Raw genomic sequence first — 13,065 nt, forward strand, 5'->3', positions numbered from 1 at the left:
GAATTGAATGTTGCGAATTTTATATTAAAAACAGTAAGATGGTGTTTTTAAACAATCTTTAGCATGGTGATGGGACTTGTATTAATCCCTTACAGTTTTGTCATATACCTGTCAGCGGAATTTGCTAAATTGATGATTATTATAATTGTACACATGGAGTAGCAGAGTCAGATGTCTAAATTTACATTGCCCTCAATAGTTTTCGTCACGTTACTTTGGACCTTTGCTTGGCCGAGCTACGCCAAATATACCGAGCTTTTTAAGCAGCAAGTTATTCCATTAGATATTACGGTAACTCAGCCCGTCTTAGCCGCTGATGTATTGAACGATGAGGGTGTTGAGTTAATTGTAGTGGGTGTAGATGAGCTACAGCAACGTACTTTGTTGATCTTAAAATTAGACCCAGAGACGCACCAATATCTTACACATGAAAGCGTCACTATCGACCCCAAAGTATTCGCTTATGATGTGGGCGACCCTGATCATACCGGTTTGCAAAGTATTTATTTTTTATCTAAACATCTAGTCACTAGATATATTCCCGCGCATATGTCACATCCCTCAAGGATACTTGAAGAAGAGCAAGTGTCTTCTTTGTATTTAGTTAATATTGCTGATGTTTTTATACACCAAAACTTTATTCAGGATATTAATGATGATGGCTTAAACGACATAGTTTTACAGAGCTTTGAATCCCTTAATTTATGGTTGTCGGATTGTTGCGGCTTAAGGCACCCCCAGAAACTGCCTATTGATTCAAGAATAGAAATGGAAGAAGGCAGAGTTTCATTTTATGAAAATAAGCTGTTTTTTGAAGATATGAACTTTGACGCTAAAACAGATCTGATTATAGTTGAACAAGGAAACCTTAAGGTATTTCAGCAACAGCCAGACATGCAGTTTTCAGTGAAGCCAATATTAATACCCTTGGCACAAACCATACATGGTTTGAACTGGTGGGATATGAAAGGCCCCAATGGCAGAGATCTCAATCAAAGCAATTTAGAACATCGTACTGTTAAAGAGGTTACTGATCTTAATGGTGATGGCATTCCTGATCTAGCAGTACAATTTACCCAGAGTTCAGGTGTATTAGACAAAAATATCGAGTTTGAATTTTACTTTGGGCAGAAACAACAAAAACTTCAGTACTCAGAAGAGGCTGAGACTAGTGTTGAGTGGGATGAAACATTATCTGGTTTAGCATTTGTTGACTTAGAAGGTGATGGTATTCAAGAGGTATTTGTATCTTCCTTTGATATTGGTATTTCTCAAATCATAGGTGCGCTCTTGTCTGGGGGAATCGATCAAGATGTTTTGTTGTTTGCCATGGGTGAAAATGGCGAATATAGCGAAAAACCACTTGTCAGCCAAGAAGTTGAAATGACCTTTAGTTTATCTCAAGGTGCCACTGGCGAGCCCCTTATCAAAGTGGTTGATATAAATGGAGATAATGTCAAAGATTTACTTTTTTCCGATGGCGACTCAGCTATTCGAGTACTCTTTGCTACTCCAGATGGTAAAAAACCGTATGCTAGGCGCTCTTTAAGACAAAAAATGATCATGCCACAAAATGCGTCATCAATAGATTCTGTAGATTTAAATAAAGATGGTAAGTCAGATTTAGTAATTCACTATGGGCAACTCGATGCTGAAGAGCTCCATAAACAAATAGTGGTGTTGTTGGCTAAATAACGTTTAATTTCAGGCGGGAATTTAGCCATTAACTAGGGTTATAAACCACCTGCTAAATCTAAAAAATTACCCGTTGCAAAAGAAGACTTGTCTGATGCTAGCCAATAAATTGCTTCGGCAACTTCATCGGGCTGGCCGCCCCGTTTCATGGGAATGGCATTTTTTAAACGTTCTATTCTTTTAGGCTCGCCACCATCACTATGCATATCGGTGTAAATAAGGCCCGGTCGTACGCAGTTTACCCGAATTCCTTCTGCAGCCACTTCTAATGAAAGCCCTTTTGTTAACGTATCAATTGCTCCTTTAGATGCTGCGTAATCAATATATTCATTGGGAGAGCCAGTTCTGGCTGCTGCCGATGATACGTTCACAATAACCCCGCCATCGCCACTAAGAGCGGTAGACATTCTTTTTACTGCTTCGCGGCAGCATAAAAAATATCCTGTGATGTTGGTTGTCAGCACCTCATTGATACGGGCAGCTGTCATGTTTTCTAGGCGAGATTGTGTTTTTAACATTGCAGCATTATTGACTAAAACCGAAACCTTACCTAAAGCCTTATCTACTGATTCGAACATATTTACTACGTCTTTCTCACAAGAGACATCGGCCTGCACTATGATACATTTTCCGCCATCAGAGGTGATTGCCTGAGCTACGTCTTCAGCCGCGTTTTTGTTAGATTTATAGTTAATGCATACAGCATAACCTTGCTTGGCAAATAACTTAGCCGTTGCTGCGCCTATTCCACGGCTAGCTCCAGTAATGACAGCTACTTTTTGTATTGTCATATTATTTTGAACCACTGGCTTTAATAACTAACCTTGCCATTTCAGCAAGGCTAACTTTTTGATCCATTGCCTGTTTTTGTAATGCTCTATGGGCTTGAGATTCGTTGTATTTTAGTTGTTGCATAAGTAATAGCTTGGCTCGGTTAATGGTTTTTTGTTCTGCAATGGCTTGTTTGGCGAGCTCAAGTTCGCTTGTCATCTTTTTAATATTTTCTGATTGCTCACGAAGTAAGTCGTACAAAGAATTATCTGCTAGATCATTTAACTGGGAGTTATAGGCCTTAGGGATATTCTCAGCAGATACATCGAGTACCATATCTAAGGTGAGCTCAGTAGAAAGGGGAGATGTGGCTGCTAATTTATTAACCCGTTTTTTATGCTCCGATAACTCTTTATCTGCTTGCTCAACGCGCTGTTGCGCCACTTCTAGTAGTCTAGAGGTAAGCTGCTCTTCAATGGCTCGCATGGCATCAATTCGATGGGTGGTGAGTTCGTACCATACTTCGCTAATTTCTGAAGAAATGGCAGAGCCATCAGCAAGCTGCTGCATCATAGTACGCATTTGTTGCAACTGCTTGTTTGTGTCTTTGCCTTGTAATGAATGCCACATGGTATTTTCTTGATTCGAAGCAAATTCTTCAAAGGTTGTAAAACTGTCGGTTTGCGCTTGTTGCAGTTGACTTAAACTCTCGCATAAAGACTGGTCAAACATGCTTTTTGAAAACCCTAAAGCGCCAGTAGCTCGCTCTTGTCCTGCGTATTCTTTACCTTGAATAAAGTTAAACAAGGCCACTAATATCTTGGCAATACTTGGATCGCTGCCCACATCCGCCGCTTCAAATACGACCGACAACAAGCCTTTAATAAGTTGGTTATAAGCTTGCATTGACTGTAGCGCAGTCAGCTCTTGCTTTTGTACCTTGTACCTAAGGGTAGAAATATAATCTAATCCTTGTAGGGCTAAGGTAATAGTGTTCAACAAACGCATGTTGTTAGATATGTCATCGGAGTGCAAATACTTAGCTTTTAATTGGCTTCGCAATAGCTCTTCTGCTTGAATTCCCCTATCAATTTGATCTTTATGCTCTTGTTCAAACCTTCTATTTGCACTGCTTAAAAAGATATTACTGATCCCTCTTTCTTTTTGCAGCTGATGGATGAGCTCAGAAACCGTTGTCACCACTTGGCAATTAGAGGCGACTAATTGCAGGGCATTAATTTCAGCTCGCTTGGTGGCTAATAAAAATCGTTTAGTGACGTCGCTATGGGCGCTCATTATCTGCTTCAAATAAATTAGAGTATGGGGAAAGCTTAAAGGATTATCATTCATTAACCAATAAGCTTTATTGTCGATTTATGTTACTGCGGTTTTTCAGTTTTATTCGTTAGGGTATGGGTATTTAAGTCGATAATAAAATTAGCACTGGGCTCGCTTTGTAACATTAGGGCGAGGGTAGATAGGAGTTTCTGAAGCTGTGTAAACAATTGGTTGTCTGCTACTTCGCAGTGTTCATAGGCTTGATTTAAATACAGGTAAAACCTCTTCTTGTTGGCGTTAATGGCTGCAATATGATCCGCATTTTTAATTCGGTAGAAATCATAAATTAAAGTTAAGGCATTGTTTGCTGCTATCGACTTGTAAGCCTGGTTTGCTAAGTTGTCCAAAGGGGCGCAGCTGTTAAGGGCTAAAAGAGTTGATAACGAATTGTTTTCTAAAAAAGATACTAAGTCTTGCGGCCACTCTTTGGGCAAATACCTATTAGTAATGACCCCTTGTAAATGTTTGTCTGTAAACTCTGCATATGAACTTACAGCCAGTATGTCTTGATCCCAGTTGGGGAGTTTATGGCTGTGATTAAAGTGCCATTCGGTTTGGTAGTGAGTGAAAAGCGTATCAAATTCAGGCACTTTACTAACTGAAATAGTTTCTATTTCCGCAATGTTTGCTGCAGATAATGTGAGTAATTTATAAGCGGGTTGATATGCCGCTAAGCTAGGAACTTGAATATTATATAAGGTGCTGCCAGAGTCTGATTTTGCCGAGCCTGTATCATTTATATGCATGTGCCCTGCAAAGTGTAATTGTAGTCCTGTGTTAGCTAACAGGTTTTCTGTTTGCCCAGTGGGTAACCTTTTCATTTGAAAGGTGTTTTTACCGAATAGAGCGCGCATTCTGTCAGATGCGCCATCATAGAAATCTGTCATTGGAAAATGACTAAAGGCCACTAACTGCTTGTTAGATTGTTTTGCGCGAGTAACCACAGACTCAATCCAATCTAATACCGGCTTTTTATATCTAAACATTGCATTGTAGCCAGCATTGCTTGAGCCTTGAAACTTGTGACTATCGTTATCATCAATGACATATACGTTTGCGTCTATGGCTAACACCCATAAGCCATCAATGGGCTCTACTAGGTAACTTGCATCTGGCATTTTGTAACATAGCTTGGGTTGGCCATCTGAGCACCAATCCAAATAACGCTTTTGCATAGAATGATCTACAGCTAGGTTGTCATTGGATTGGGTAAAAGGCGTTTCATAATACAGGTAGTCTGCTTTTGGCATAAAACCATGGTGGGCTAAAGACTCCATTATTTCCTGATAACCCCAGTGCTGAATGTCTTTTGAACAATAAACTTGCTTTTGATTATCAGACTGGGTTTTACACTTGCTATGATTGAGGCTGTAAATTCCAGCTTCTTCGCCGTTTTGCAGCAAAAAATCACTTTTTCCACCAGGCACACTAAATGGTCTAACTGGATCATGGTTACCTGTAATGACAAAAAACTGTATGTCATGGTCTCTGCTGTATCTATCTAAGATGGCTTTGACAGCCTGTACATTGATTGGTTGACCATCGTCTGTAAAGTCGCCAGGTAACGCCACTAATTTTATGTTTCTAGCGACAATATCGTCTAGTGCTGCGGTTAGAACAAAATAGTTTTCATTAAAAAGGCGAGTTGATTTTAACTGGGAAGACATACTCCGCATTATCAGTGTCTTTTTGTCTTTGTCTTTAGGAAATAAGTCGTGGTCTTGATCAGAGGAGAGTTCTATATCTGCATAAATATCATGGAGGTGAATATCTGCCAAAAATGCAATCTTGATACTTTGTTTTGGGGGCGTAGCCCCGTATGTCGTTATTGATATCACAAAGCAAAACTGAATCACTAATAGGTTTATGACTTTTTTTAGCATTCTCATATTTATCATAGGGTTTTTAAGGCAGCATTTTTGACTGATCATAGTAAGACTGAGTCACAACCTAAAAGGGGACAAATTATTGTAAAATAGTTTTAAAAACAGTGTTTTATGTGACACTTTTATGAAGATTGCTAGCTAGCAGAAAATGCTCTGTCCCCTTTTTAGGGGATTACTACTCAATAGGGTCAGTTGATACAGACAGAGCAATTTACTGTGAGTAATTTAAGTAAAATAACTAAGGTATTGAGTTTTTTGGGGTTGCTTGGAAGCTTGCCGCTTTTGGCAGAACCCTTCAATCAGTTCCAAGTAATTGGATCACATAATAGCTACAAACAAGTGATGCCAATTTCCGCCTTAACTTATGTCATGTCTCATGATCCAAAGTTAGCTAAGGCGATTGATTATTCTCATCCTCCGTTAAATGAGCAATTAAAATTAGGCATTCGACACTTTGAAATTGACCTGCTACTTGACCCTACCAGTGGCATGTATGCTCATCCTAAACTGGAAGAAATCCTTGAGCAGACTGTATTAAATACATCAGAGCGAGAGTTACTCAAGCAATCAGGTTTGAAGGTTTTACATATTCCTGATGTTGATGTTAAGTCTCATTGTAACTTGTTTAAACAGTGCCTAACTCAACTTTTAAGTTGGTCTGAGGCCCACCCCAATCATTTTCCATTCATCATTTTAATTAATGTTAAAGAAAGTTCTGTTGGTTTTATCAAAGGACAGCAGCCTTTCACGTTTCACTCCAAAGACTATGCCCAGATAGACAATGAAATTAGGCAAGTTGTGCCAAAAGAAAAACTGTTTACCCCAGACAAGCTGCGGGGCAATTATTCCACCTTAGAAAAAGCAGTGCTGACGCAAGGATGGCCAGAGCTAGCAGAGCTAAGAGGTAAGTTCTTATTCTTATTTGATGGTAACCCTAGACAAAACAGTTTGTATGCAGCTGAGCATGCTTCTTTAAGGGGCCGAGCCATGTTTGCATCTTTTGCCCCAGGCCAAGCAGAGTCAGCCTTTTTAATCATAAATGATCCTATTAAAAAATTTGCAGAAATCCACTCGGCTGTGAAGCAGGGCTACATGGTCAGAACCCGCTCAGACGCTAATTTGAGTGCGACTAATCTTCAGCGTGCTAGCCGCAAAGAAGCTGCATTTAATAGTGGCGCGCAGGTAATTTCTAGTGATTTTTATCAAGGTTCAACTCAGGCCCAAGAGGCGGGTTATTCCGTTGTTTTTAACACTAACCATTTCATTCGTCCTAACCCTATTTTTCATGTCTTTTCATCAAGGCTTAACAATTAAAATTTAAATACACTTTTGGAGTTTCACATGCAAAAACGTTTTATTAAACAACCTCTAGTATTAGCGGTAATAGCCGGACTAAGTTCAGTGTCTGCTGCATCATTGGCGCAAAGTAATCAAGACGCTGGCAATCAAGATATTGAAAAAATTGAAGTAAATGGCTTTCGAGGAAGCTTACTTAAAGCGCGAGATTTAAAGCGTGAAGCCCTAGGCTCTCAAGATTCTATCGTGGCTGAAGATATAGCTGACTTCCCGGATCTTAACCTTGCTGATGCGCTACAGCGTATTCCTGGTATTGCTATTACTAGAGAAGGGGGCGAAGGTCGCCAAATATCTCTACGTGGTTTAGGGCCAGACTTTACCCAAGTGCAACTTAACGGCATGGAAGCATTAGGTACCTCGTCTTCTGCTATGGATAGCCGAGGCTCTATTAGCCGCTCTCGTGCGTTTGATTTTAATATTTTTGCTTCAGAGTTATTCAATCGAGTAGACGTGAGTAAGTCCTTTTCTGCCAATATGGATGAAGGTGGCATAGGCGGTACGGTTAACTTAGTAACAGCTAAACCTTTTGACTACGATGGCTTTAAAGGTGCAGTGAGTGGGCAAATAGGAAAAAACACTTTGGCTGATGGAACTAGTCCTCGTATTGCCGGATTAATTTCGAATACCTGGGGAGACTTTGGCGCTTTGGCTTCAGTAGCTTATAGTAAACGTAATACTAGTGAACAGGGCTTTGATACCTATCGCTGGCGTTTGAGAAACTCACAAGGCTCAGACATTTCTGCATTATCAGAAGCAGACCAAGCAGCGGTTAATTCTGGCGAGCTACGTTTTTCTCGTGGTAGCCGTTATTCAACCTTTGAGAATGAGCAAACCCGAGTCGGGGCGACAGTGGCATTACAATACCGCCCAAGTGATAGCTTTAAACTAGGCTTTGATGGCCTGTATGGTGTTTTAGATAATGCTCGGGATGAGTTTCACTTGCAAAGCCGAGGCTCAAGTTCTACTGCTTTAGGTTGTACTGGCCCAACCTACGTTAATATTCAAGACGTCGCTAATGAGGCAATCTGTTCAAGTCTATTAGACATTGAATACAATGGGGGTAACGAAGTGATTTATTCTCATTTCGATAATGCCGCTCTTCACTCAGAAAGCCGTCAGCAATACGCCGATACTACATTTACACAAATGGTTTTAAACAGTGAGTGGAATGTTAACCAAGACTTTACCCTTACCGCTTTATTAGGCACTTCAAGCAGCGAATTTGAAACCGGTAGCACTAAGGTTTATTTAGAGTCTTTTGGTGAGCAAACCATTGATTACAGACAAGACCGTTTTTATGGTGTGAACACTTATGGTTATGATGTGACAGATGTAAACGAATACCGCTACCATGAAGTCGACTTAGAAGAAGACCAAATCGAGAACTCCTTTGATATCGCTAAAATAGATGGTGTTTATGTATTTGACAATGCAGGGGCTATTTCGGCGGGCTTATCATTAAAAACCTTTGAAAATGAAGCATGGGAAAACAGCCAAGGTAATCTATTGCGCACCGAATGGGAACAAGGTGACGTTAGCGATATTGTTGACCCTAGCCTTACTTACACTTATACCGGTCATAAAGAGCAAGAGTGGCTAGCGGTTGATGTAAATGGTGTGCTAAACGCGTTTGGTATTGATAATAACCTAGCCAAGGCTGAGTATTCAGATAAAGTCACTGAAGATACCCTAGGTGCGTATCTACAATATGAGTTTGAAGCTGACTTTGCTGGTGGCTTTTTACGAGGCAACCTTGGCGCTCGCTATTATGATACACAGATTAGTTCTTTTGGTGTGGTAAATGGAGAGTTAGCTGAGGTGACTCAAGATTATTCAGGTGTATTGCCTACAGTTAATTTGGCGTGGGACGCAACGGATAACTTAGTGGTAAGAGCAAGCCTGGGTAAGAACATTACACGTCCTTCTTTAAGTGCTTTGAACGCTGCTGGAACTGTAGAGAATGATCCAAACTCTACCAATGGATTAAGTATTTCTGCTGGTAATCCTAATTTAGAGCCGTTTGAGTCAAACAATTTTGAGATGGCTCTCGAATATTATTTTGATGAAGTAGGTTATGTTTCTTTTGCTTATTTTAATAAGTCTATCGATAACTTTATTGTCACTGACACCACAGAGGTGGCCTATGGCGATACCGGTTATGCATTGTCGTTTTTAGGAGAGGTAGATGAGCTTGGTAACCCTCAGTCAGCCGACACTATCTTTACTGTTATTCAACCTATCAATACCGATAAAAGTGACATAGTGGGATACGAATTAGCGTTTCAGCGTGATTTTGACTTTTTACCTGCTCCTTTTAATCATCTAGGGATGATTGCCAATTACACCTATGCAGATGGTGAAGCATTATACCGAAACGTAGGCAACACGGGCGTTGATGAATACAAGTCTTTCCCTGGTTTGTCTGAGCATTCTGGTAATTTCACCATTTATTACGAGCAAGATACTTGGGGCGCACGTGTTTCTGCAGCACATCGTAGTGACTATATCTCGAATGTATCTTCAAACAGTGATGAAGATGAAAGAGGGTTCCATGCTACCACTTATGTAGACTTCTCTGCTTTTTACAATGTATCTGAGCAGGTTAAAGTGACCATAGAAGGAACCAACTTAACGGATGTACGTGAAGAGCAATACAGTGATAGTGCAGATAGACTCTATAACACCACTAAAAATGGTCGTACGTTTTATGTGGGGGCTACTTACAGCTTTTAATGTATTAATAGTACAAGCACCCGTCTAAATATTTACTGACGGTTTAGAAGCCAGCATTTATGCTGGCTTTTTTATGTCTCACCACAAAAACAATCAGTATTTTCAAAGGTAGATGGCCTAAGTAAGGGCTAACTATCACATATTCTTATGGTAGAAAAAAACACATAAAATTAACCTCTAGGAATGTTACGAATGTGTGTTGTTGTTTTAAAGAGTTAAGGGCTAACCAATGAGAGGGGGCTAGTACTGATAAGTTAATCCCAAATAATAGGTTCGGCCACTAGTAACTGAATTATACGCCCTGTCTGCAGAGTCACTGTATTGCTCTTCCCTTTGGTTACTTAGGTTTTGAGCTTGTATTTTGAACTGCCACTGAGGACTTAGTTGATAAGCTAAGCTCGCATCGATATAAACTGTAGCGTGAAAACCTGTTTCATCTTCTTCGTTTAAGGTTTGGCTGTTGACTTGATGAATGTATTTGTCGCGATAGGTTGCAGATATGCGGGTACTGAGTAGGTCTGTTTCGTAATATAGTGTCACAGAAGCCGTTTGTTTTGATAAATAAGGGAAGGCTTTTCTGAAGAGCTTTTCACCTGTTAGTTCGTTGTAGTAATTCATGCTGCCATTGGTAAAAGTATACTGCCCAATCATTCCTATGTTTTTCCATGGTGCTGGCAAATGAGACCATTCGTAAGCTAGCATAGTTTCAATACCGCTAAGTGAAGCGGATTCATGGTTATCTTTGGTGACTAACTTAACTAGAGAGTCTGAGCTTAAATTGGTTGTTGGCAAAATATTAGCTAGCCCAGTATCTGCAAATCTTATTGTTTCAGATTTTGTAGCGATAAAATCAGAAATTCGTTTATAAAATGCAGAGAACGAAAACAAGATATTATCTTGAATATAGCCTTCTAGAGCGAGATCGAGATTATTTGAAATATAAGGTGCCAGAGAGTCATTCAAGCCGAGAAGAGTATTACTATCTTCTAAGTAAGTAGGTGCACTGGACAAGTCATTTAATGATGGTCGAGCTGTGTTGCGGGATACACCGGCGCGTATTAACCAATCGGGTTCAAACTCCCAAGATAAGTTAATGCTAGGTAGTAGGGTCTGGTGGGTTTTCGCTGAGGAGAAATCACCCGTTGTTAGATGGTAGTTAACCTTTACCTTTTCTTGTTGCAACCTCAGGCCAAATTTGGCATCTAGTTCTGTGTTTCCCCATGACATTAACACAAAAGCAGATTTTTTGGTTTCAGTTGTTTCATTCTGTAATTGTGTGATCTCTAGGGAGTTATTTGTTAAATGAAAGGGATCAATACCAAAGTACTCAATGGCTGTATTGGTTTGTAACCTTAACCAATCGACCTTGGGATGGGCATAAAGGGGAGTGACTAAATGTTGAGGAAGTGTATTGTCCCGACTTATGGCACCATGTTCGTCTGGCTCGCCCGGCGCCACTCCATTGGCAAATGCAGCCCAATTATCTTTTAACAGATTGTCTTGATATAAACTGGTACTGGCATTGCTAAATTGGGTGTATTCACCGCCCCATTTAGCAGAAAATCCAGACTTTAACTGGTGTTCAAAGGATATCTCGGCATGTTGATAGCGGGTATGGGCAGAATATTCCTCTAAATCAATTTCTTGCATTTGCCACATATCTGCACCTAACAAGTCATTATCATAGTGTATATCAGCAAAGAAACGGTCAGCTCTGTAGTCGACACTAAGGTTACTTTGGCCTTTAGTGTAAATTTTGTTACTGAGTGGAATGTCAAAGTTTGAGTCTTCTATGCCTGCAACCAAAGCGACACTTAAATTGTCATTGATTGCAGTTTTGGCATTGAGTACAACTTGATTGTAATCCGTTTGTGTTTGCTGTGCGCGACTTTCGGTGGCTACCCTTGCGTTTTCATATAGGCCATAGACTAGCTCTTGATTGGAGTTTATTTCTACATCTAACACTTTTGTCTGGTCAACAATAATGGGTGTTGATTGGTCACCCCTTGGGTATAGGTGATACTCTGTTCTATCTGAATCGAGAAGAGCATGTAGTACATCAAATGTGATTGATGTTTTGGGATCTTGGTATTGTAAGGCGAGGCTAACACCTAAGCGACTTTGTGCACTTCGCCATACTGAATAGCGGTTGCCCTTTGGCATGATAACATCGCCACTTTGTAAGCTTGCTTGCAAGGCTTCGGGTAATAAAGTTAAAGAGCTCTGTGGCAGGGCTGTGTGGCGCCACCTAAAGGTGTTAGCGCCGCGCTCTTCTGCTTCTCTTGTTCCATAGGAGGCCGATAACAGGTAGCCCCAATTTCCCCAAGTATTAGATATCAATCCTGTGAAACGTTTAGCTAATTCTTCACTGTATTGGTTGTAGCCAATTTGCGGAGAAAAAATTAAGTTGAAGCCTGGTTGATCAAACGGCTTACTGGTTTGCAGGGCTACCGTACCCGCTAGTCCTCCCGATACTTGCTCCACTGAATATGCCTTGAGTACTTGAGCTTGATTAAATAATTCGGAAGAAAACACGTTGAAATCAAATGAACGGTCACGTTGTTTTTGCTCTCTACTATCCATAGGAGAGTCGTTATTGGCCAGCACAGGCATGTTATTTAAGGTCACTTGGGTAAAATCCGGCAGTGTGCCGCGCAAGGATAATTGTCTCCCTTCCCCCGCTTCTCTGGTTATGGTTACCCCAGGAATGCCTTGTAGCGATTCTGCAATATTGATATCTGAATAATTGCCCATGTCTTCAGCGGCAATGGCATCTGATATTTCTGTGGTTGTGTATTTTATGTCTCTGGCCCGTTTTAAGGTCCCGCGGATACCAGTGACTGTAATCTTGTCTATGGCGGGGAGTTCTTGGGTTGCTTCAAGTACAGGCCGTGGAACTATCATGACACCAAATTCAGATATTTCGTAAGTGATGGGTGTTTCTTGGAATATAGAATCTAAAGCTGCATCTAGCGGATATTCACCTTGAATATTTATTACCAGTTGTGAATCAGCAAGATCTGAATTGACCGCAAATGGAATATTAAAGACTACTGAAAATTCCTTAACGACTTCAGCTAGTGGTTTATTTTTAATATTTAAATAGTGGCTTTTTAACACTTGCTCTGCAAAGCTAGTGGGACTTAGAAATAGCCCTAAGATCCCTAGTAGTAAGTAGACATATGGGGGCAGGATAACGTGTAAACACGGTAAGTAAGGTGGCTTTAGGCTAACTTTCAATGGTTTAGGCCCATAACCCACTCATGGGAAGTTAAAATGCTTGTCT

The 13,065-nt window shown here is 40.4% G+C and carries 7 protein-coding genes; 3 read left to right on the forward strand and 4 right to left on the reverse strand.

The genetic code is table 11. The annotated features are described in order from the left end of the window. Positions 1 to 171 precede the first annotated feature (171 nt). Positions 172 to 1,695: an FG-GAP repeat domain-containing protein gene (locus tag EOK74_RS02160; protein WP_133468269.1), complete on the forward strand. Its 1,524-nt coding sequence runs from the start codon at positions 172 to 174 to the stop codon at positions 1,693 to 1,695. 38 nt (positions 1,696 to 1,733) lie between these two features. Here the strand turns inward: EOK74_RS02160 and EOK74_RS02165 are convergent, their stop codons facing one another. Genes EOK74_RS02165 through EOK74_RS02175 form a run of 3 tightly spaced genes read right to left on the reverse strand, consistent with a single transcriptional unit; the run spans position 1,734 to position 5,693 of the window. Beyond that, positions 1,734 to 2,486 (reverse strand): SDR family oxidoreductase, encoded by a 753-nt coding sequence (locus EOK74_RS02165; protein WP_133468270.1) that lies wholly within the window; start codon positions 2,484 to 2,486, stop codon positions 1,734 to 1,736. Between the two features lies 1 nt (position 2,487). Then, positions 2,488 to 3,816 carry a nitrate- and nitrite sensing domain-containing protein gene (locus tag EOK74_RS02170; RefSeq protein ID WP_239023978.1) on the reverse strand — a complete coding sequence of 443 codons (1,329 nt, stop codon included), beginning with the start codon at positions 3,814 to 3,816 and terminating at the stop codon, positions 2,488 to 2,490. Between the two features lie 29 nt (positions 3,817 to 3,845). Then, entirely contained in the window at positions 3,846 to 5,693 is a 1,848-nt protein-coding gene (locus EOK74_RS02175) for a metallophosphoesterase family protein (RefSeq protein WP_166638698.1), read from the reverse strand. Between the two features lie 213 nt (positions 5,694 to 5,906). On the opposite strand from EOK74_RS02175, the gene EOK74_RS02180 reads away from it, so the two are divergent. Continuing rightward, positions 5,907 to 7,004: a Ca2+-dependent phosphoinositide-specific phospholipase C gene (locus EOK74_RS02180; protein ID WP_166638699.1), complete on the forward strand. Its 1,098-nt coding sequence runs from the start codon at positions 5,907 to 5,909 to the stop codon at positions 7,002 to 7,004. A 27-nt stretch (positions 7,005 to 7,031) separates the two neighbouring features. Further along, a complete protein-coding gene (locus EOK74_RS02185; RefSeq protein ID WP_133468273.1) occupies positions 7,032 to 9,779 on the forward strand; it encodes a TonB-dependent receptor in 2,748 nt (915 codons plus the stop codon). 240 nt (positions 9,780 to 10,019) lie between these two features. Here EOK74_RS02185 and EOK74_RS02190 read toward each other — a convergent pair whose 3' ends face one another. Beyond that, entirely contained in the window at positions 10,020 to 13,019 is a 3,000-nt protein-coding gene (locus tag EOK74_RS02190) for a TonB-dependent receptor (RefSeq protein WP_133468274.1), read from the reverse strand. Positions 13,020 to 13,065 lie beyond the last annotated feature (46 nt).

The organism is Paraglaciecola marina, assembly GCF_004360155.1.
In the GTDB taxonomy this organism is placed as follows: Bacteria; Pseudomonadota; Gammaproteobacteria; order Enterobacterales; family Alteromonadaceae; genus Paraglaciecola; species Paraglaciecola marina.